Source organism: Pseudomonas entomophila, assembly GCF_029193575.1.
Classification (GTDB): Bacteria; Pseudomonadota; Gammaproteobacteria; order Pseudomonadales; family Pseudomonadaceae; genus Aquipseudomonas; species Aquipseudomonas entomophila_G.
Genome location: NZ_JARGCS010000016.1, coordinates 107,081 through 127,689, shown reverse-complemented (window position 1 = coordinate 127,689; position 20,609 = coordinate 107,081). Strand labels below are relative to the sequence as shown.

Below are 20,609 nucleotides of genomic sequence, written 5' to 3'. Positions count from 1 at the left end.
TTCCTCAAAGTCTGTCAAGCGTTTATTTTGAAGTTTTTTGCGAGAAACTCGTTTCACTTCAAACACTTGACTCGCTGCGATCGCTCGTAGCGGGAGGCGAATCATACAGCGTTACAACCTGCTGTCAACTGCCTTTTTCACCGCTGCCGATCTGTCGATCGAGCACTTCCGAGACTACCTGAATCGCTCAACTCTTTGATTACCAAGGAATTTTGCGCTTCGACTACGTCGGAAGTGGGGCGCATTATAAGGGCCTCGGAAACTCCGTCAACCCTTTATTTCAAAAATGTTGAAAAAGAAAGGAAGGCGCCGTCTCGACCGGCCCCATCGTGGGGCAAGCCCGCGCCGTAGAAACGAAGCGGGGAGGCCTGTCGGCCTCCCCGCTTCCCCATTCTCAAACCGCCCTACCCCGCCCGCCCACCAATCAATCTCGGCACCCGCCGCCATACCGGCGGAACGCGCACGATCAACAACACAGCGCCGACTGCCGCATAGATAGCCCACTCACGCAAATCCGAACGCACGATCCACAGGAAGTGCAACAGCCCCAACCCAAGAATCACATACACCAACCGGTGCAACTTCTTCCACCGCGCCCCAAGCCGTCGCTGGCTATAACGGTTGGACGTGAGCGCCAAGGCCAACAACCCGAGAAACGCCACGCCACCCACAATGATGTAAGGCCGTTTGCGCAGCTCAACCCCCAACTGCCCCCAATCCAAACCCAGGATGAACACCATATAGGCCGTCATGTGCAGGACGATATAGGCAAAGCACCACAACCCCAGCTGTCGGCGCGCGACGATCCAGCCGGACCAACCGCTCAAGCGCTGCAAGGGTGTCATCGACAGGGTGACCAACAGAAACACCAACGCCCCCAGCCCCAACCGGTCGACCAGGATCTTCCCTGGATCAGGCCCAAGCAGGCTCATGGCCGCCTCATACAGCCACCAGGCCGGAAACAGGCACCCGACGACGAAGATCGCCAGGCGGAACCAGGGGTAACGCATCAATAGTTTTTCCGTAGATCGAGGCCGGCATACAACGACGCCACTTCTTCGGCGTAGCCATTGAACAGCAACGTTTCACGCACATTGGGGCTGAACAGGCCACTCGGCAGGCGGCGCTCACGCGCCTGGCTCCAGCGCGGGTGGTCCACCGTCGGGTTGACGTTGGCATAGAAGCCGTACTCGTTCGGCGCCAAGCCCTGCCAAGTGGTCTTCGGCTGCTCCGCCACCAGGCTGATGCGCACGATCGACTTGATGCTCTTGAACCCATACTTCCACGGCACCACCAAGCGCAACGGCGCGCCATTCTGGTTCGGCAACTCACGGCCATACATACCCACCGCGAGGATCGCCAGCGGGTTCATCGCCTCATCCAGGCGCAAGCCTTCGACATAAGGCCAGTCGATCAAGGCGAAGCCCGAACGCTGCCCCGGCATGCTCTTGGGGTCCTGCAGAGTTTCGAACGCCACGTAGCGCGCCTTGGAGGTCGGCTCGACCTGCTTGAGCATCTCCCCTAACGGAAAGCCCAGCCACGGAATGACCATCGACCACGCCTCGACGCAACGCAGCCGGTAGATACGCTCCTCCAACTGGTGCGGCTTGACGAAGTCTTCCAGGGCATAGCGACCCGGCTTGCCCACCTCGCCATCGATCACCACGCTCCACGGTTCGGTCTTGAGGCTGCCGGCATTGGCCGCCGGGTCACCCTTGTCGGGCCCGAACTCATAGAAGTTGTTGTAGTGAGTGGCGTCCTTGTAGGGCGTGATCGGCTCATCCTTGACCGTCACCGCTTGCCAGCGCGTGGCGCCGAGCTTGTCGTTGAACCAACCCGGCGCCTTGTCGGCCTCGACATCGGCGTAGCGGGAGGCATCGGCAGCGCTGCCCAGGCGCGGTAGCGCGCCCAGGGCCAAGCCCGCGAGCGAGCCACCCAGCACGTTGCGACGAGAGAGATAGAGACTTTCGGGGGTGATCTCCGACGCCTTGCAATCGGACGACCTGGGCAGCTTGATGAGCATGATGGCTCCATAGAACTGGACGTGTGTGCCAGTAAGACTATGGAGCCGGAGGGTTATTCCATCATTAAGTGATTTTCAGGCTTTTCGACGACGGGTGCGCAGCAGGTACTGCACCGGGCCGGAAATCGCATAGCCAAGGAAAATCAGCAGCAGGATACGTGGCGGGTCGCTGAACACCACGGCAAACACCAGCACCACCGCGAGGATCGCCACGAACGGCACGCGTCCCTTGAGGTCCAGCTCCTTGAAGCTGTTGTACTTGACGTTGCTGACCATCAGCATGCCGGCGGCGGCTACCAGCAAGGCCACCAGGAACGACAGTTTCGACCCCTGGATGCCGTAGTCGCTGAACGCCCACACCGTACCCGCCACCACACCGGCGGCAGCCGGGCTGGCCAGGCCGATGAAGTAGCGCTTGTCGGCGGTGCCGACCTGGGTGTTGAAGCGCGCCAGGCGCAATGCGGCGCCCGCCACGTAGATGAAAGCGACCATCCAGCCGACCTTGCCCATGTCACCCAAGGCCCAGCCGAAGGCCAGCAGCGCTGGCGCCACGCCAAAGGCGACCATGTCCGACAGCGAGTCGTACTCGGCACCGAAGGCGCTCTGGGTGTTGGTCATGCGCGCCACGCGGCCATCGAGGCTGTCGAGGACCATGGCGACGAAAATAGCGATTGCGGCAAAGGCGAAGTACTTGCTCGCCTCGCGTGGGTCGCCGGCGCTCAGGGCGCTCTGTGCGCTGATCGAGCTGATGATCGAGTAGAAACCGGCGAACAGGTTGGCGGTGGTGAACAGGTTGGGCAGCAGGTAGATGCCACGGTGCCGGACCTTGCGCCCTTCGGCGTCGTGGCCTTCTTCAACGTGCTCATCGACAGGTAGCAGGCTTTCGGCGTCGGAGGGCTTGTTCGGCTCTTCGGGACGTTCGCTCATGAAAAGTACCTTGCAACGGGGTGGAATAAGTTCGACATGGGCCTGCGAAACAGGTTCTGACGGCAAGCCACTGGTCGCTTTATACCAGAAGCTGACCGCATAAACGAAAAAACGCGGCCGAAGCCGCGTTTTTAATCGAACGACGAAGAACCTTAGTTCTTGGTCTTGTCGACGATCTTGTTCGCCGAGATCCAAGGCATCATCGAACGCAGTTGCTCGCCGATGATCTCGATGCCGTGGGCGGCGTTGTTGCGACGCTTGGCGGTCATCGATGGGTAGCCGGTGGCGCCCTCGGAGATAAACATCTTGGCGTATTCGCCGTCCTGGATGCGCTTCAGGGCGTTGCGCATGGCCTGGCGGGATTCGGCGTTGATGACTTCCGGGCCGGTGACGTACTCACCGTACTCGGCGTTGTTGGAGATCGAGTAGTTCATGTTGGCGATGCCGCCTTCGTACATGAGGTCGACGATCAGCTTCAGTTCGTGCAGGCACTCGAAGTAGGCCATTTCAGGGGCGTAGCCCGCTTCGACCAGGGTTTCGAAACCAGCTTTGACCAGCTCGACGGTACCGCCGCACAGAACGGCCTGCTCACCGAACAGGTCGGTTTCGGTCTCGTCCTTGAAGGTGGTTTCGATGATGCCGGTACGGCCGCCACCGACGCCTGCGGCGTAGGACAGCGCGACGTTCTTGGCATTGCCCGAGGCGTCCTGGTAGACGGCGATCAGGTCAGGGATACCGCCGCCCTTGACGAACTCGGAGCGCACGGTGTGGCCCGGGGCCTTCGGCGCGATCATGATCACGTCGAGGTCGCCACGCGGAACGACTTGGTTGTAGTGGATCGAGAAGCCGTGGGAGAAGGCCAGGGTGGCGCCCTTCTTGATGTTCGGCTCGATTTCGTTCTTGTACAGGGCGCCCTGGAACTCGTCCGGGGTCAGGATCATGACCAGGTCGGCGGCGGCGACGGCAGTGGCGACGTCAGCGACTTTCAGGCCGTGGGCTTCTGCCTTGGCGACGGTGGCCGAACCTTTACGCAGACCGACGGTGACGTCCACACCGGAGTCCTTCAGGTTGCACGCCTGGGCGTGACCCTGGGAGCCATAACCGATGATGGCGACTTTCTTGCCCTGGATGATGGAGAGGTCGCAGTCTTTGTCGTAGAAAACTTTCATGGAAATACCCCTGGTTATATCTCGGCCCCTGTGGAGCCATCGCTAATTGCTTGAAGTTAGATGCTGAGCACTTTGTCGCCACGGGCAATGCCGGTGACACCACTGCGCACGGTTTCGAGAATCGACGCCGTGCCGATCGCCTGGATGAAGCTGTCCAGCTTGTCGCTGGTACCGCTCAGTTGCACGGTATACACGCTGGCGGTGACATCGACGATCTGCCCGCGGAAGATATCCGTGGTGCGCTTGATCTCGGCGCGCTGGGCACCGGTGGCCTTGACCTTGACCAGCATCAGTTCGCGCTCGATGTGGGCGCTTTCCGAGAGGTCGACCAGCTTGACCACTTCCACCAGTTTGTTCAGGTTCTTGGTGATCTGCTCGATCACTTCGTCATGACCCACGGTGGTGAGGGTGAGGCGCGACAGGGTCGGGTCCTCGGTCGGTGCCACGGTCAGGCTTTCGATGTTGTAGTTGCGCTGGGAGAACAGGCCGACCACGCGGGACAAGGCACCTGGTTCGTTTTCCAGCAGCAGGGAAATGATATGCCGCATATCAGGTACGCTCCGTCTTGCTCAGCCACATGTCACGCATCGAGCCGTCCTTGATCTGCATCGGGTAGACGTGCTCGGTCCGGTCGACCGCGATGTCGATGAACACCAGGCGGTCCTTCATCGCGAAGGCTTCTTCCAGCTTCGGCTTGAGGTCCTTCAGGCTGGTGATGCGGATACCCACATGGCCATAGGCCTCGGCCAGCTTGATGAAGTCAGGCAGCGACTCGACATAGGAATGCGAGTGACGGCCGTTGTACGACATGTCCTGCCACTGGCGGACCATGCCCAGCACCCCGTTGTTCAGGTTGACGATCTTCACCGGCAGGCCGTACTGCATGCAGGTGGACAGCTCCTGGATGTTCATCTGGATGCTGCCTTCGCCGGTGACGCAGGCCACGTCCTGCTCGGGGAAGTTGAGCTTGATGCCCATGGCCGCCGGGAACCCGAAGCCCATGGTGCCCAGGCCACCGGAGTTGATCCAGCGGTTGGGTTTGTTGAAGCGGTAGTACTGCGCCGCGAACATCTGGTGCTGGCCCACGTCGGAGGTGACGAAGGCATCGCCGTTGGTGACTTCGCACAGGGTCTCGATGACCTGCTGCGGCTTGATCACATTGCCGTCGCCCTTGTCGTAGGGGAACAGGCCACGGTCGCCACGCCACTCGTCGATCTGCTTCCACCAGGCATCCAGCGCGGCCTTCTCGGGCTGCTCGCCGATTTCCTTGAGGATGGTGAGCATCTCGCTGAGCACGCTCTCGACCGGGCCGACGATCGGCACGTCGGCCTTGATCATCTTGGAGATCGACGCCGGGTCGATGTCGATGTGAATGATCTTGGCGTTCGGGCAGAACTTGGCCGGGCCGTTGACCACACGGTCATCGAAGCGCGCGCCGACGGCGAAGATCACGTCGGCATGGTGCATCGCCATGTTGGCGGTGTAGCTGCCGTGCATGCCGAGCATGCCGAGGAACTGGCGATCGGTGCCGGGGAAGCCGCCCAAGCCCATCAGGGTGTTGGTGACCGGCAGGTTCAACGACTTGGCGATTTCGGTGAGGGCTTCGGAGCCACCGCCGAGGATCACGCCGCCGCCGGAGTAGACGATCGGGCGCTTGGCCGCCAGGAGCATCTCCGCCGCCTTGCGGATCTGGCCGGAGTGGCCACGGACCGCCGGGCTGTAGGAGCGCAGCTTGACCTTCTTCGGATAGACGTACTCGAACTTCTCGGCCGGGTTGGTCATATCTTTTGGAATGTCGACCACGACCGGGCCAGGACGGCCGGATTGCGCCAGGTAGAAGGCTTTTTTCAGAACTTCGGGAATTTCCGAGGCATGCTTGACCATGAAGCTGTGCTTCACGATCGGCCGGGAGATACCGATCATGTCGGTTTCCTGGAACGCATCGGTGCCGACCATGGTGCTCGGCACCTGGCCCGACAGGATGACCATCGGAATGGAGTCCATGTAGGCGGTGGCAATGCCGGTGATGGCATTGGTCGCGCCCGGGCCGGAAGTCACCAGCACCACGCCGGCCTTGCCGGTGGCGCGGGCGTAACCGTCGGCCATATGGGTGGCAGCCTGTTCGTGGCGGACCAGGATGTGCTGGACTTCCGGTTCCTTGAACAGGGCATCGTAAACATGCAGGAGAGCACCGCCAGGGTACCCGTAGATGTGCTTAACGCCTTCGTCACGCAAGAAGCGGACGACCATCTCAGCGCCAGATAAAAGCTCCACGTTGTTCACCTCTAAAACGCCAGAATACCGCCCACACGGGCGGGTCTTAATAGGTTTACTGCCAAGCAGAGCATGAGCGAACGTCAGCACTGACTGAGCAAGTATTGGGAGCACCCCAGAGTGTTGCGGGGTTTTCCCACCCAGCGCGAGGTAACGCGTTGCGGGGTGTTACAAGTCGGCGCGGGTGTGCGCCTCATGATCTGCTTAGCGGGTCTGCTTCTGGCAGTCCCTCTACAGCGGAAACTGGATTCTTCTGATTCGCCGCCCGCAAGTCAAGAAAAATTATTGCCAATTTTTCCTCAGGATGAATTCCTGCCACCACTAAAAAGGTAAGCAGCAGCAGGAAAACAAACATTTCCATAAAAAAGGGCCACAATCTGCGGCCCTTGAAGGAAAAAGAGAAGAAATCAGGCGGATGGACTGATCAATTGGTCGAATGCTGCCAGCAGGCGTCGCAGCTCGCGGCTTTGCTCCGGACGGTCGACGAACACCGTCTCGGCCATCACCAGGATGCCAGAAGCGTCCGGCAACGGGCGCCCCTGTTCGAGAATGACTGTCATGCGCGGTAGGAAAATCCACTGCAACCACTGTTCGAAACGCAGGCTGTCGACCGCAAAGGGCACCACGCTGGCCAGCGCCTCGGCGCTGGGAGCCTCAGCGTCCCACCACCCCTGGAGCCTGAGCTCGCGCTCGATCAGCAGTAGCTGATCGGCGATGTCGAGTATGCGCTGCTCCATCACGAAGCCGTCCGCGCCTTCTGTCGCGCCAGCGCGGCACCGGCGCTGTCGCCCTGCTTCTCGCGGGCCTGGGCGATGATGTTCCACAGCCCGGCCTGCAGGTCAGGGCGGCCATTGGCGTAGGTCAGGGCACGCCGCGCCAGTTGCTCGGACTGGGCGGCGTCACCCTGGCCCAGGCGCACCTGGGCCAGGCGGTACAGCACCTGCGGCTCGCGCGGGGCGATGCGCTGGGCACGCTCCAGGCTGGAGGCGGCGCCGTTGTAGTCGCCACTGCCCTGCTGCTGCTGGGCGGTGGTGAGCAGCGCCAGCACCGGGCCATCAAGTTGCTCGTCGGCAGACAGGCCACCGCTGCCCGCGTTGCCACGCGGAATTCCGGTCGGTGCCGTGCTGGTGGCCGGCGCACTGCTCATCGACGCGATGTCGAACGGCTCGTCACCGGCCGGGTTGGGGTTGGTGGTGATCGGGCCACTGCTGACCGGGCCCGGGGTGATCGGCCCGGTGCTCAGGGGCGCCGCGCCGGTCTGCGCCGGGAAGGTCTGGATCGGCGATGCACCGGCGCCCTGTGGAATCATCACGGTCACGCCGGAGTCCTCCGGCAGCGACTGGGCCTGGGACGTGCCGCTACTGACCACCGGCCCCGCGCCACGGTTGGCCGAGACGCGCTCGCTATTCGATACCCGGGTGCTCGAATCCACCACCGGAATGGCGCCACGCGGGACACTGGCGCAGCCGTGCAGCACGGCCAGCGCCGTCAAGGCAGGAAACCACCACTTGTTCACTTCATACCCTCTTCAATGCCGATCGCACTCAATTCATCCAGCCCTTGACCCAGTCCATGACCGATTCAGCCGGATTCTGCTGGCCGCCACAGGCTGTGCCGGCGGGCGGCTCACTGCCACGAATATACGGCATCTGCACGGCTCCCGGACAGCTACCGTCCGAGCCCTGGCCGCTGTACGGGTCTATCCACGCCTGCACGATGTTGTCCGGCTGCGGCATGTCCAGCGGCAGCGGGTCGGCTTTGCGCATGAAGCTGGTCCACACCTGCAGCGCGCCGGTGGCACCGGTGAACGGGGTCTTGCCGTTGTCGTCGCGGCCCAGCCAGACCACCGCCAGCAGGTCCTGGCTGAAGCCCGAGAACCAGCTGTCGCGCGAGTCGTTGCTGGTGCCGGTCTTGCCGGCCAGGGTCAGCGAACTCGGCAGCACGCTGTACACCGAGCGCCCAGTGCCTTCGCGCATCACCCGCTGCATGGCGTTCTGCACCAGGTAGATGGCGCCCGGGTCGAAGGTCTGCTGGATCTGGAACGGGTAGCGCTTGAGCGGCTCGCCTTCGGCGGTGAGCACGCTGCGGATACCGCGCATCGGCGTGTTGAAGCCGCCATTGGCAATGGTCTGGTACATGGTCGCCACCTGCATCGGTGACATACCACCAGCCCCCAGCAGCATCGACGGGAACGCCGGCCAATCGACCTGCACGCCAAGCCGGCCGATGGTCTTGATGACATTGGGCACCCCGACTTCCAGGCCGACCTTGGCGGTCGACAGGTTGTAGGAGTTCGCCAGGCCCTGGTACAGGTAGATGGTGCCGTGCGGGCGACGGTCGTAGTTTTGCGGCCGCCATACCTGGCCGTCGGCGCCCTTGACCGAGAACGGCTCGTCCTGCACCCAGCTGGTGAGGGTGTACTTGGTCGGCTTCTCCAGCGCGGTCAGGTACACCGCCGGCTTGACCAGCGAGCCGATCGGCCGCACCGCGTCGATGGCCCGGTTGAAGCCGGCAAAGCCCGCCTGGCGGCTGCCGATCAGCGCCTGCACCTCGCCGGTTTCCGGGTTGGTGACCACCATGGCCGACTCCACCTCGTCCGCCCCCTTGCGCCCGGCCAGGCGCTTGAAGGTCTCGGTCATCGCCGATTCGGCCTTCATCTGCAGGATCGGGTCGAAGCTGGTGAAGATGCGCAGGCCTTCTTCGGTAAGGTCTTCGTCGCGATAGTCCTGGCGCAACTGGCGCTTGACCAGGTCGAGGAAGGCCGGGAACGAGCTGTCCGCCAGGCTGCCGCGCTTGGTCACGCCCAGGGGCATCTTCTTCGCCGCGTCGACCACCTCCTGGCTGGCCACGCCCTGCTCGGCGAGCAGGTCGAGCACCAGGTTGCGCCGTTGCAGGGCACGCTCCGGGTAGCGCCGCGGGTTGTAGTAGGAAGGGCCCTTGACCATGCCCACCAACAGGGCGATTTGATGCAGCTTCAGCTCGGCCAGCGGCTGGCTGAAGAAGAACTGGCTGGCCAAGCCGAAACCATGCACCGCGCGCTGGCCGTCCTGGCCGACGAACACTTCGTTGAGGTAGGCCTCGAGGATCTCGCGCTTGTCGTAATGCATTTCCAGCAGCACGGCCATCATCGCCTCGGTCAGCTTGCGGCTAAGGCTGCGCTCGTTGGTCAGGAAGAAGTTCTTCACCAACTGCTGGGTCAGGGTACTGCCGCCCTGGCGCATGGCGCCGGCGGATGTGTTGACCCACACCGCGCGGGCGATGGACTTGGGCGAGACACCGAAGTGGCTGTAGAAGTCGCGGTCTTCGGTGGCGACCAGGGTTTCGAGCAAGTACGGCGGTACCTGGTCGATGTTGATCAGGATGCGGTCTTCGAGGTTCTTCGGGTAGATGCCGCCGATCATCAGCGGCTCCAGGCGCACCACGTCGAGCTTGCCGCCATTGGCTCCGGCAAGGCCGGCCACGTAGTCGCCGGAGAAGCGCACGCGCACGAACTGCGCCGGCTCCATGCCCTCGTAGAACTGGAAGCCACGGGTGTTGAGGTCGACGTTGTTGCCATTGACCGCCGCCGCACCCGGCCCGTTGGCCGCGCTCTCACGACGGTAGCCGAGGGCATCGAGCTCGGTGAGGAAGTCGTCCTTGCTCAGTTTCTGCCCGACGAACAGCTCCAGCGGCCGGGCATACACCTTGGCCGGGATGGTCCAGCGCTTGCCGGAGAACTTCTCCTGGACCACGGCATCGAGGTAGATGGCAAAGCCTGCGACCAGCACCAGGCCGACGAGGCTGAGCTTGAGCGCCCAGCCCAGCCAGGCGCGAGAGCGGCCGGTCGGGCGTTTAGGGGGAGTACGGGGATTTCGGGATCGAGTCATGGCGGCGGATTATACGCACTTTGCTAGGGCTGGGGACGCCCGCTGGCGGTAGGCAGGGACGGCTCCATTGACCATAATGGCGGCTTTGAATTCCCTGACCCCGGAAGGAATCTCGTGAGCCAAGCCCTTATCAGCGCGCTGCAGAACCCCGCCCTCTACCCCCACCCTGTCGAGGGTTTCCAGCTCATCGAGACACACATCTCCTGGGTCCTGCTGACCGGCGAGTATGCCTACAAGATCAAGAAACCGATGAATTTCGGCTTCCTCGATTTCACCGAACTGGGTCAGCGCCAGCATTTCTGTAACGAAGAGTTGCGCCTGAACCAGCGCCTGACCGACGGCCTGTATCTGGACGTCCTGCCGATCACCGGCAGCGTCGAGGCGCCTCAGCTGGGTGGCGAAGGCGTGGCGATCGAGTACGCACTGAAGATGCGCCAGTTCCCCCAGGGCCAGATGCTCAATACCCTGCAGGCCAACGGCGAGCTGAACGCCGGTCACATCGACCAGATGGCCCGGCAGATCGCCGCGTTCCACTTGCAAGCACCGCGCGTGCCGCTGGACCACCCACTGGGCACCCCGGAAAGCGTGATGGCTCCGGTGGAGCAGAACTTCGAGCAAATCCGCCCGTTCCTCAGCGACAAGGCCGACCTGCAGCAACTGGACAACCTGCAAGCCTGGGCGCGCAGCAGCTTCGAGCGCCTGCAAGGTCTGCTCAAGGCACGCAAGGCCGAGGGTTTCATTCGCGAATGCCACGGTGACATCCACCTGGGCAACGCCACGCTGATCGACGGCAAGGTGGTGATCTTCGACTGCATCGAGTTCAACGAGCCGTTCCGCTTCACCGACGTCTACGCCGACACCGCCTTCCTCGCCATGGACCTGGAAGACCGTGGCCTGAAGTGCCTGGCACGGCGTTTCATCAGCCAGTACCTGGAGCTGACCGGCGACTACCAGGGCCTGGAGCTGCTGAACTTCTACAAAGCCTACCGTGCCCTGGTCCGCGCCAAGGTCGCGCTGTTCAGCATGCCGGCCGAAGCCGACGGCGTGCAGCGCGCCACCACCCTGCGCACCTACCGCAACTACGCCAACCTGGCGGAGAGCTACAGCGCCATTCCCTCGCGCCTGCTGGCCATCACCCATGGGGTTTCGGCAGTGGGCAAGAGCCATGTGGCCATGCGTCTGGTCGAAGCGCTGGGCGCGGTGCGCGTGCGCTCGGACGTCGAGCGCAAGCGCCTGTTCGGCGAGCAGGCGGCCGAGAGTGCTGGCCAGGTACAGGCCGGTATCTACGGCAACGACGCCAGCGCCGCCACCTACCAGCGCCTGAACGAGCTGGCCGGCATCATCCTGCGCGCCGGCTTGCCGGTGGTGCTCGACGCCACCTACCTCAAGCGCCCGCAGCGCCAGGCCGCGGCCGAGGTGGCCAGCGCCACCGGCGTGCCGTTCCTGATCCTCGACTGCCAAGCCCCGGAGGCGGTGATCGCCAGCTGGCTGGAGCAGCGCCAGGCACAGAACGACGACCCGTCCGACGCCACCCTGGAGGTGATCAAGGCGCAGCAGGCCAACCGTGACCCGCTGGACGAGCAAGAGCAGGCCCACAGCAAGCGCGTGGATACCCACGAAGCCTCCAGCATGGACCAATTGATCGAGCAGATCCGCCAGCGCCTGCCCGGTCTATGACCGCCAAGGCGTGAAGCAGTGCACACTTCCCGCCTGAAACCCGGCGCCGCCCCCAGTGATGGCATTACAATATCATCACACCCCACGAGGAGGCGCCGTCATGAACCAGCCCAGGCAACTGGACAACGCTCTGTACACCCTGGTGCGCGACGAAAACATCGCCGCCTTCAACCGTGAGCGTCCCGCCGAGGGTGTCATCGACTTTCGCGGCGGTGACTTCCGCGGCCTTGACCTGCGCAGCCTCGACGTGCGCGGCATCGACTTCACCGACGCCTACTTCCGCGCCGCCGACCTGCGCGGGCTGGACCTGCGCGAGAATGGCCTGGAAGGCGCCAGCATCTCCCACGCGCAGATTTCCGGGACGTATTTCCCCGCCGCGCTGAGTGCCGACGAAATCCTGATGTCGGCGAAGTTCGGGACGCGCATGCGGTATCGACTGGCATGATCCCCCTGGCGACCCTATCGCGGGGCTAGCCCGCGATAGAGCCGTTACTACCCACGCATCCCGTCGGCCTCAGATGGCAAAAGGCCGCGCATTCACCAACCCCCGCTACACTCCTCACTGACCTGCTCGATTTATCCACAGACCCGTTCAGCCATCGCAAGGAGGCTTGATGAACGATGAGCTGCAGCATCTGAAAAACCTGGGCAAGACCTCTGCGCAATGGCTGCATGCCGCCGGTATCCACAGTGCGTCGGACCTACGCCGTCTCGGTGCGGTCGGTGCCTACCAGGCGGTGCGCACGCGCGGGTTCCGTGCCTCGAAGGTGTTGCTGTATGCGATAGAGGGTGCCCTGCTGGACATGCACTGGAACGACCTGCCCGCCGAGCGCAAGGAGGCCCTCAACCAGCAACTGGATGCCAAGACGACCCCCGCGCAAAAAAAAGCGGAATAATTGAAGAAAGGGGATTGACGTCGAAATGAGAATCGTTATGATTATAACAACTGGTCGCGAGACTGGTTGGATAAACTGAAAGCCCCTGGTTCGGACTCTCAGATTATCTCCTCATCAGGCTAATCACGGTTATTGACCCGGCATTTTGCCGGGTCTTTTTTTGCCTGCTGGAAAGTCCCCTTGTTTTGTACAGAAGACTCAGGGCCCGCGATGCAGGCCAGCGCAATAGTCCTGCGCCGGCATCGCTGCCGTGTACCAGACATAGTCGGCCGTTGCAGCGGCCACCGGCTCGCCCACCTCGGCCAGCAGCAACACCTGGGTAGCCCCCTTGGCACCGAGGTCGGCCAGATGCAATGGCACGCCCAAGTCCTTGCGCGCGTGGAAGCTACCCGCCAGCAGCAAGGCGGGTTCAGGCGCTGCCAACAACCGCTCGGCCATACGCCGGTCACGCTGCTGTTGAATCACCAGCATCGCCGGCAACTGGGTTTCCGGCAGCAGGTCACAATGGCCGGCACGCACCTCTTCGAGCAACGCGGCCTTCACGGCTGGCGCGTTCGAGCGCTCGCCCTGCAGCACGGGTTGCTGACGATAGGCCTGGCGCATTTCGTCAGGCGACAGATTGGCGGCCAGCAGGGGCTGCGGGCCACGCAACGCGTCACGCACGATAGGGCCGTACAACTGCCAGCTCCACCCATCCTGCCAGGCCAGCGCCTTGGGCAGGTCCTCAGGCCATTGAGCCCTACCGCGCAGGGCGTCGACCCGCGCTTGCTGCTCGGGTTGCAGCATTTCCAACAGCAGGCTGCCCTGGGGGCGTTGGCTTTGCAGTGCCTGCAACAGCCAGCGCTCCAGGGCATGGTGGTCGGGATTGTCGTGTTTCTCACCCACCAGCACGCGTGGTGCCGTGGCCAATGCCTGCACCAACTGTGCGGGGGTCAGGGTACGGCCCGTGGCCAATTCGCGAATCTGCCCCAACATCGCGTCATTGCGCCCCTCGCTGCTCTGCCAAGCCGGTAGCGCTGGCAACTCGGCCTGGCGCGCTTGGCAGCCGAGCAACGCCAGGGCCAGGACAATCGGAAGGCTGCACATCAATGGGTGGCGCATCGGCGACTCCTAGCGGGTGATGATCAGCGGGTGGCCACGCTCCGGATGGGCCTGCACCAGCACTTCGATGCCGAACACCGCGTGCAGGGCCGAAGGGGTCAGCACCTGGTGCGGGGTATCGAGGGCATGGCAGCGGCCCTGTTCGAGCAGCAATATCTGGTCACAGTAGCGCGCGGCCAGGTTCAGGTCATGCAGGATCACCAGCACCGCCGCGCCACGGTCAGCGAAATGGCGCACCGCCTGTAGGGTGGTGTGCTGGTGCAGCGGGTCGAGCATCGAGGTCGGCTCGTCCAGCAATAGGGTAGCGCCCTCCTCGCCCGGCCACAGTTGGGCCAGCACCCGGGCCAGGTGCACGCGCTGGCGTTCGCCACCGGACAGCGCCAGGTAGCTGCGTTCGACCAAGTGCCAGGCATCCGCAGCGCGCAAGGCCGTCTCGACGATTTCCCGGTCGCGCAGGCGACCACTGCCGTGGGGCAGGCGCCCCATGCCAACCACCTCCTCGACGCGGAAGGCAAAACCCAGGCTGGAGACCTGCGGCAACACCGCCAGGCGTTGCGCGCGCGCCGGCCCCGGCCAGTCGCCCAGCGCACGCCCGTGCAGCAACACCTGCCCCTGGCTGGGGGCCAACTCGCCGCACAACGCGCCGAGCAGGCTGCTCTTGCCCGCACCATTGGGGCCTAGCACGCCAAGGATCTGCCCAGGCGCCACCCGCAGGTGAATATCGTGCAGCACCTCCGTGCTGCCGCGCTTGAGGTGCAAGCCTTGGACTTCAAGCATCAGGCACCCCTCCGCACCAGCAGGAACAGGAAGAACGGCGCGCCGATGAAAGCGGTGACGATGCCGATCGGCAGCTCAGCCGGCGCCAGCGCCAGGCGTGCCACCAGGTCGGCGAACAGCAGCAGCGAGCCGCCAGCCAACAGCGAGGCTGGCAACAGCACGCGGTGATCCGGCCCGGCCACCAGGCGCACCAGGTGCGGCACAACCAGGCCGATGAAGCCGATCAGCCCGGCCGCCGCCACCGCAGCGCCAACGCCCAGCGCCGTGCAGAACACCAACTCACGCTTGAGCGACTCGACCTCTATGCCCAGGTGCCGCGCCTCCGACTCGCCCAGCAGCAAGGCATTCAACGCCTGGGCGCGACGCGGCAGCCACAGGCTCACCGCCAGCGCCACCAGCAGCAACGGCCACAGGCGCTGGTAGCTGGCGCCGTTGAGGCTGCCCAGGTTCCAGAAGGTCAGGGTGCGCAGGGTGGCGTCATCGGCCAGGTAGGTGAACAGGCCGACAGCCGAACCGCCGAGGGCGGTCATGGCGATGCCGGCCAGCAGCATGGTGGCGACATCGGTGCGCCCTTCACGCCGCCCCAGGCGGTAGACCAGCGCCGTGACCCCGAGGCCGCCGATAAAGGCGCAGAACGACAGTAGGTAGGGTGCCAGCGCGTCCGGCAAACCGCCGAACCCACTGCCGCCGACGATCGCCAGCGCAGCCCCGAACGCCGCACCGCTGGCCACGCCGACCAGGCCAGGGTCGGCCAGCGGGTTGCGGAACAACCCCTGCATGGCCACCCCGGACAGCGCCAGCACCGCGCCCACGGCCAACCCCAGCAAGGTACGTGGCAGGCGGATCTGGCCGAGGATCAGCTCGGCCTGCTCCAGCCCTTCAGCCGCCAGCGGTAGGCCCAACAGGCGCAGGCCCGCGCGCAGGATGTCTGCCAGCGGCAAGCTGACCGGCCCAAGCGCCAGGGACAGCCAAACCGCCAGCAGGCACAGCAGGGTCAGGCAAATGAACAGTGTGCGCGGCTGGATCCGCGGTTTCATGGGGCGAGGCTGGCCTTGGCGGCGGGGTAGAAGGTCGCAGCCAGCTCACGCAAGGTGGCCGGCAAGCGCGGGCCGAGGCCGCCCACCAGCAGGGTCGGGTCGAGCGAGACCAGTCGTTTGTCGCGCACCGCGCGCGAGGCGGCCAGCGCTGGGTTCTCCTTGAGCAGTGCCTGCAGCGCCTGCTCGCCCTCCAGCGCCCGGTCGGAGAACACCACCACATCCGGGTCGAGCGCGGCCAGCGCTTCGACCGAGAAGTTCTTGTAGCCCTGGTGGTCGGCCAGGTTGCGCGCCCCGGCCTGGCGCAGCAGCCAGTCACCCGAGGTGCCGAGCCCGGCAATCAGCGGCTTGGCCCCCGCATGGCCGACCAGCAGCAGCACGCCGGGGGCCTTCTGGCCGGCCTGGGCCTGTTTGATCTGCGCTTGCAGCGCAGCCAATTGCTGGTGGTAGCTGGCAGCCAGTTCGCCGGCCTTCTGTTCGGCCCCCAGCAGCGCGCCCAGGTGCTTGAGGTTGTCGTCCACCGCCGCGAGTTCGGCCTTGCTGGAAAACAGCTCGACCCGCACCCCGGCGCCACGGATCTGCGCCAGCACCGGCGGCGGCCCCATTTCCTCGGTGCCTACCAACACATCCGGGCGCAGGCTGAGGATGCCTTCGGCCGAGAGCTGGCGCTGGTAGCCGATGCTCGGCAGCGCCTTGAGGGTTTCCGGGTGCTGACTGGTGGTGTCGACGCCGACCAGTCGCGCCTCGCCGCCCAGGGCGCTGATCCATTCGCTCAGCGCGCCCCCGGCGCTGACCCAGCGTTGCGGCAGCTCGGCGGCCAGTGCCGGGGTGGAAAGGGCAAGACCGGCGCTCATGGCGAGCAGGGCAGCGAGACGGCGCATCGTCGGGTTCCTTGGCAGAAGACAGGCGGGAGCCTTGTGGCGCCCGGCAGAACTGCGCACCATGGCGGGGCTGGCGCAGCGGATGCGGGCAATTTGATAATTATTCGCATTGAAGCGTCAAGCCACCCCTGGTTTCAAGAGTCGTCCCCGCAATGCACTTGCTTTGTCCTTCCGATGCCCTGCCCGAAGGCCGCAGCCGCGCCTTTAGCGTAGCCGGTGAAACGCTGTTCGGCGTGCGCCACCACGGCCGGGTGTACCTGTACCGCAACCGCTGTCCGCACCGTGGCATTCCCCTGAACTGGGCCGAAGAAGGCTTTCTCGACGACAGCGCCAGCCTCATCCACTGCGGGCACCATGGCGCGCTGTTCCTGATCGACTCCGGGGAATGCGTGGCGGGCCCCTGCGAGGGCGAGGCGTTGCAGGCCCTGGGCTGCCTGGAAGACAGCCAGGGCATTTGGCTCATGGGTTGAGCAACACCGGCAGCGGGCGGTCGACGACCACCTGCTCGGCATCCAGCCGAGTGCCGTAGGCCAGCACCTCCACGCCATCGGCCACGGCGGCGCGCAGGGCCTGGGCGTAGCCGGCATCGATCTCCTCGGCGGGGCGCACCGCCTCGACGCCGGTGAGGTTCACGCAGTACAGCTGCACCGCGCGAATACCCTGGCGCGCCAGGGCGGCGAGCTCGCGCAGGTGCTTGGCGCCACGCTGGGTGACCGCGTCGGGAAAGGCCGCTACCGAGGTGTCCGGGTAGCCCAGGGTGACACTCTTGACCTCCACGTAGGCCGGGCCCTCGGCGAACACCAGGCGAAAGTCGACACGGCTGCCCTCCTCGCCATAGGCCACCTCGCGCTTGAGCTCGGTGAAGCCGGCCAGCTCACGGATCACCCCGGCGCGCAGGGCTTCCTCGACCAGCGCGTTGGCCCGCCCGGTGTTGACGCAGGCCAGCCGCCCCTGGGGCGTCTCGCTGATCTCCCAGGTGCCCGGCAGCTTGCGCTTGGGGTCGTTGGAGCGCGAGAACCACACTTGCCCGCCTTCCTTCATGCAGTTGAGCATCGAGCCGGTGTTCGGGCAGTGGATGGTCAACTGTTCGCCGCTGGCCAATTCGATATCGGCGAGGAAGCGCTTGTAGCGACGCAGCAGCCGCCCTTGTTCGAGTTGAGGAGAGAAACGCATCAGCCTTGCCAGCTCCGCAGGCCACGGGCAAGGCGCTGCACCGCCTCCTCCAGGCGCTCCAGGCTCTGGGTGTAGGCGAAGCGCACGTGGTGGCCGGCCTGGTGGCGACCAAAATCCAGGCCCGGGGTGAAGGCCAGGTGCTCGGTTTCCAGGAAATGCCGGCAGAAGGCGAAGGCATCGCCGCCAAAGGCGCTGATGTCGGCATATAGATAGAAGGCGCCCTGGGGCTCCACGGCGATGTTGAAGCCCAATTCACGCAAGGCTGGCAGCAGGTAGTCGCGGCGCCGGGCGAATTCGGCGCGGCGTTCTTCGAGGATCGCCAGCGTGCGCGGCTCGAAACAGGCCAGGGCGGCATGCTGGGCCATGCTCGGGGCGCTGATGTAGAGGTTCTGCGCCAGCTTCTCCAGGTCGCCGACCGAGGCCTGGGGTGCCACCAGCCACCCCAGGCGCCAGCCGGTCATGCCGAAATACTTGGAAAAACTATTCAGGACGAAGGCGTCGTCATCCACTTCCAGCACGCTCGACGCGTCCATGCCGTAGGTCAGCCCGTGGTAGATCTCGTCCACCACCAGGTGGCCATGGCGCTCGCGGGTGGCGCGCGAGAGGCTGGCCAGGGCATCGCGGTCGAGCACAGTGCCGGTGGGGTTGGCCGGGGAAGCCACCAGGGCGCCGACGGTGTCCTTGTCCCAGTGGCGCTCCACCAGGTCGGCGGTCAACTGGTAGTTGACCTCAGGCCCCACCGGCACCAACTGCGCACCGCCTTCGACCAGGCGCAGGAAGTGGCGGTTGCAGGGGTAGCCCGGGTCGGCCAGCAGCCAGTGCTTGCCGGGGTCGACCAGCAGGCTGCTGGCCAGCAGCAGCGCGCCGGAACCGCCTGGCGTGACGAGGATACGCTCGGGGTCGACCGACACGCCGTAGCGCTGGCCATAGAACCCGGCGATCGCCTCGCGCAGCGCCGGCAGCCCACGGGCTGCGGTGTAGCGGGTGTGGCCGGCGGCCAGGGCGGCCTGGCCGGCCTCCACGATAGGCGCGGCGGTGGTGAAGTCCGGCTCGCCGATCTCCAGGTGGATCACGTCATGCCCGGCGGCCTGCAGCTCGTTGGCACGGGCCAGCAACGCCATGACGTGGAAGGGTTCGATGGCGCGGCTGCGCGCACTGTGGGAGTGGGCCATGACCTTCTCTCATTTGGGTCTAAACTGGAGATTCTACCGTTGCAAGGCAACGAAGGGGCGTCGCTGACCACTGTCAATACCAGGGACCGGGCGGGGTAGCGCACCCCGGATCTATCTGGTAAGTTCGGCGGCTCGCAGTCGCAGGGCCGGCGGTCGCCGGAGATGGAGCAGCCTGCGCATTGGATCAGATGAGTGAGAGGCGGTCTATTCATGTCCACCGTAGAAAAGCAGAAAATCCAGACCATGTACGGTGTCGAGCCCTACGTAGAGAGCAAGGGTGAGGAGTACATGGGCGAGCCCATGAAGAAGCACTTCATCAAGCTCCTCAATGCCTGGAAAGGCGAGCTGATGGTCAGTGTGGACCGCACCGTGGATCACATGAAGGACGAAGCGGCCAACTTCCCCGACCCGGCCGACCGTGCCAGCCAGGAGGAAGAATTCGCCCTTGAGCTGCGTAACCGCGACCGCGAGCGCAAGCTGATCAAGAAGATCGACAAGACCCTCGACAAGATCAAGGCCGACGAGTACGGCTGGTGTGACGCCTGCGGCATCGAGATCGGCCTGCGCCGCCTGGAAGCCCGCCCGACCGCCGACCTGTGCTTCGACTGCAAGGAAATCGCGGAGAAGAAGGAAAAGACGGCCGGCAAGGCCTGACCCTTCTCCCACCCGAACGGGGCGCATCATGCGCCCCGTTTCTTTTATAGCCGCACACGCCATGAACGACTCCACATACATCGGCCGCTTCGCCCCCACCCCCAGTGGTTTCCTGCACTTCGGTTCACTGGTCGCAGCCCTCGCCTCCTGGCTCGACGCCCGCGCCGTGGGCGGGCGCTGGCTGCTACGCATGGAAGACACCGACCCACCGCGGGAAATGCCCGGTGCCCGCGATGCCATCCTCACCACCCTGGAGCGCTACGGCCTGGAGTGGGATGGCGAGGTGGTGTACCAAAGCCAGCGGCACGAGGCCTACGCCGCCGTGGTCGAGCGCTTGTTCAACCTGGGCCTGGCCTATGCCTGCACCTGTTCACGCAAGCAGCTGGAGGGCCATGGCGGGATCTACCCGGGCCTGTGCCGCAATGCCGGCCACGCCCGCGAGGGCGCGGCGATCCGTCTGCGCGCGCCGGAGCTGATCTACCGCTTCAGCGACCGCGTGCAGGGCGATTTCCAGCAGCACCTGGGGCGCGAGGTCGGTGACTTCGTGATCCAGCGCCGCGACGGGCTGTATGCCTATCAATTGGCGGTGGTGCTGGACGATGCCTGGCAGGGGGTCACCGACATCGTGCGCGGCGCCGACCTGCTGGACAACACCCCGCGCCAGCTGTATCTGCAAGAGCTATTGGGGTTCTCGCAGCCGCGCTACCTGCACATCCCGCTGATCGTCCAGCCCGATGGGCACAAGCTGGGCAAATCGTACCGCTCGCCGCCGTTGCAGGCGGACCAGGCCACGCCCTTGCTGCTGCGGGCGTTGCGGGCGCTGGGGCAGGCGAGCGACCCGGCGCTGGAGGGCGCAAGCCCGGCCGAGGTGTTGGCGGTGGCGCGCGGGCAGTGGCGGCCTGAGGCGATTGCGCGGCAGTTGACGGTGCCGGAAGCTGATTTGCGCTGAGGCTGCCCGCGATAGCGCCGGCCTGGCTTGCGCACT

The 20,609-nt window shown here is 64.8% G+C and carries 22 protein-coding genes; 6 read left to right on the top strand and 16 right to left on the bottom strand.

Annotation, left to right across the window (positions count from 1 at the left end):
• Window positions 1-404 precede the first annotated feature (404 nt).
• The 10 genes from msrQ to mrcB all read right to left on the bottom strand — a co-directional run bounded on the left by msrQ (window position 405) and on the right by mrcB (window position 10,259).
• Window positions 405-1,010 carry a protein-methionine-sulfoxide reductase heme-binding subunit MsrQ gene (gene msrQ / locus P0Y43_RS09015; protein ID WP_275636951.1) on the bottom strand — a complete coding sequence of 202 codons (606 nt, stop codon included), beginning with the start codon at window positions 1,008-1,010 and terminating at the stop codon, window positions 405-407.
• Complete coding sequence (gene msrP, locus P0Y43_RS09010) at window positions 1,010-2,023, bottom strand: protein-methionine-sulfoxide reductase catalytic subunit MsrP (protein ID WP_275636950.1); 1,014 nt, start codon at window positions 2,021-2,023, stop codon at window positions 1,010-1,012. Before msrP ends, msrQ begins: the two co-directional genes overlap by 1 nt.
• Window positions 2,024-2,098: 75 nt before the next feature.
• A complete protein-coding gene (gene pssA, locus P0Y43_RS09005) occupies window positions 2,099-2,950 on the bottom strand; it encodes a CDP-diacylglycerol--serine O-phosphatidyltransferase (protein WP_275636949.1) in 852 nt (283 codons plus the stop codon).
• 152 nt (window positions 2,951-3,102) lie between these two features.
• Complete coding sequence (gene ilvC, locus P0Y43_RS09000; RefSeq protein ID WP_275636948.1) at window positions 3,103-4,119, bottom strand: ketol-acid reductoisomerase; 1,017 nt, start codon at window positions 4,117-4,119, stop codon at window positions 3,103-3,105.
• 56 nt (window positions 4,120-4,175) lie between these two features.
• Window positions 4,176-4,667 carry an acetolactate synthase small subunit gene (gene ilvN, locus P0Y43_RS08995; RefSeq protein WP_003250040.1) on the bottom strand — a complete coding sequence of 164 codons (492 nt, stop codon included), beginning with the start codon at window positions 4,665-4,667 and terminating at the stop codon, window positions 4,176-4,178.
• Between the two features lies 1 nt (window position 4,668).
• Entirely contained in the window at window positions 4,669-6,393 is a 1,725-nt protein-coding gene (locus P0Y43_RS08990; protein WP_275636947.1) for an acetolactate synthase 3 large subunit, read from the bottom strand.
• Between the two features lie 193 nt (window positions 6,394-6,586).
• A complete protein-coding gene (locus tag P0Y43_RS08985; protein ID WP_275636946.1) occupies window positions 6,587-6,754 on the bottom strand; it encodes a hypothetical protein in 168 nt (55 codons plus the stop codon).
• A 46-nt stretch (window positions 6,755-6,800) separates the two neighbouring features.
• A complete protein-coding gene (locus P0Y43_RS08980) occupies window positions 6,801-7,133 on the bottom strand; it encodes a YqcC family protein (protein ID WP_275636945.1) in 333 nt (110 codons plus the stop codon).
• The gene (locus tag P0Y43_RS08975) at window positions 7,130-7,909 is read right to left on the bottom strand and encodes a tetratricopeptide repeat protein (protein ID WP_275636944.1); all 780 of its coding nucleotides are present in this window, start codon (window positions 7,907-7,909) and stop codon (window positions 7,130-7,132) included. The genes P0Y43_RS08980 and P0Y43_RS08975 overlap by 4 nt, the downstream gene beginning before the upstream one ends.
• Before the next feature lie 28 nt (window positions 7,910-7,937).
• Window positions 7,938-10,259, bottom strand: a complete 2,322-nt coding sequence (mrcB, locus tag P0Y43_RS08970; RefSeq protein WP_275636943.1) for a penicillin-binding protein 1B — start codon at window positions 10,257-10,259, stop codon at window positions 7,938-7,940.
• A 114-nt stretch (window positions 10,260-10,373) separates the two neighbouring features.
• On the opposite strand from mrcB, the gene P0Y43_RS08965 reads away from it, so the two are divergent.
• The 3 genes from P0Y43_RS08965 to P0Y43_RS08955 all read left to right on the top strand — a co-directional run bounded on the left by P0Y43_RS08965 (window position 10,374) and on the right by P0Y43_RS08955 (window position 12,832).
• Window positions 10,374-11,936 carry an AAA family ATPase gene (locus P0Y43_RS08965; RefSeq protein WP_275636942.1) on the top strand — a complete coding sequence of 521 codons (1,563 nt, stop codon included), beginning with the start codon at window positions 10,374-10,376 and terminating at the stop codon, window positions 11,934-11,936.
• A 100-nt stretch (window positions 11,937-12,036) separates the two neighbouring features.
• Window positions 12,037-12,381, top strand: a complete 345-nt coding sequence (locus tag P0Y43_RS08960) for a pentapeptide repeat-containing protein (protein ID WP_275636941.1) — start codon at window positions 12,037-12,039, stop codon at window positions 12,379-12,381.
• Window positions 12,382-12,550: 169 nt separating this feature from the next.
• The gene (locus P0Y43_RS08955; RefSeq protein WP_275636940.1) at window positions 12,551-12,832 is read left to right on the top strand and encodes a TfoX/Sxy family protein; all 282 of its coding nucleotides are present in this window, start codon (window positions 12,551-12,553) and stop codon (window positions 12,830-12,832) included.
• A 198-nt stretch (window positions 12,833-13,030) separates the two neighbouring features.
• On the opposite strand, the gene P0Y43_RS08950 is transcribed toward P0Y43_RS08955, so the two are convergent.
• The 4 genes from P0Y43_RS08950 to P0Y43_RS08935 are packed head-to-tail and all read right to left on the bottom strand — an operon-like array spanning window position 13,031 to window position 16,625.
• The gene (locus tag P0Y43_RS08950) at window positions 13,031-13,933 is read right to left on the bottom strand and encodes a ChaN family lipoprotein (RefSeq protein ID WP_275636939.1); all 903 of its coding nucleotides are present in this window, start codon (window positions 13,931-13,933) and stop codon (window positions 13,031-13,033) included.
• 9 nt (window positions 13,934-13,942) lie between these two features.
• Window positions 13,943-14,710: a heme ABC transporter ATP-binding protein gene (locus tag P0Y43_RS08945; RefSeq protein ID WP_275636938.1), complete on the bottom strand. Its 768-nt coding sequence runs from the start codon at window positions 14,708-14,710 to the stop codon at window positions 13,943-13,945.
• Window positions 14,710-15,693 (bottom strand): FecCD family ABC transporter permease, encoded by a 984-nt coding sequence (locus P0Y43_RS08940; RefSeq protein ID WP_275636954.1) that lies wholly within the window; start codon window positions 15,691-15,693, stop codon window positions 14,710-14,712. The genes P0Y43_RS08945 and P0Y43_RS08940 overlap by 1 nt, the downstream gene beginning before the upstream one ends.
• 50 nt (window positions 15,694-15,743) lie before the next feature.
• Window positions 15,744-16,625: a heme/hemin ABC transporter substrate-binding protein gene (locus tag P0Y43_RS08935; protein ID WP_275636937.1), complete on the bottom strand. Its 882-nt coding sequence runs from the start codon at window positions 16,623-16,625 to the stop codon at window positions 15,744-15,746.
• 152 nt (window positions 16,626-16,777) lie between these two features.
• On the opposite strand from P0Y43_RS08935, the gene P0Y43_RS08930 reads away from it, so the two are divergent.
• Entirely contained in the window at window positions 16,778-17,095 is a 318-nt protein-coding gene (locus P0Y43_RS08930) for a Rieske (2Fe-2S) protein (RefSeq protein ID WP_275636936.1), read from the top strand.
• Here P0Y43_RS08930 and sfsA read toward each other — a convergent pair.
• A complete protein-coding gene (gene sfsA, locus P0Y43_RS08925) occupies window positions 17,085-17,798 on the bottom strand; it encodes a DNA/RNA nuclease SfsA (protein WP_275636935.1) in 714 nt (237 codons plus the stop codon). The two genes, P0Y43_RS08930 and sfsA, sit on opposite strands and share 11 nt — an antisense overlap.
• Window positions 17,798-18,970, bottom strand: a complete 1,173-nt coding sequence (locus P0Y43_RS08920) for a pyridoxal phosphate-dependent aminotransferase (protein ID WP_275636934.1) — start codon at window positions 18,968-18,970, stop codon at window positions 17,798-17,800. The genes sfsA and P0Y43_RS08920 overlap by 1 nt, the downstream gene beginning before the upstream one ends.
• A gap of 210 nt (window positions 18,971-19,180) precedes the next feature.
• Between P0Y43_RS08920 and dksA the strand changes: the two genes are divergently transcribed.
• Window positions 19,181-19,624, top strand: a complete 444-nt coding sequence (gene dksA / locus P0Y43_RS08915) for an RNA polymerase-binding protein DksA (RefSeq protein WP_275636933.1) — start codon at window positions 19,181-19,183, stop codon at window positions 19,622-19,624.
• 61 nt (window positions 19,625-19,685) lie between these two features.
• Window positions 19,686-20,573, top strand: coding sequence for a tRNA glutamyl-Q(34) synthetase GluQRS (gluQRS, locus tag P0Y43_RS08910; protein WP_275636932.1), 888 nt, complete (start codon window positions 19,686-19,688; stop codon window positions 20,571-20,573).
• Window positions 20,574-20,609 lie beyond the last annotated feature (36 nt).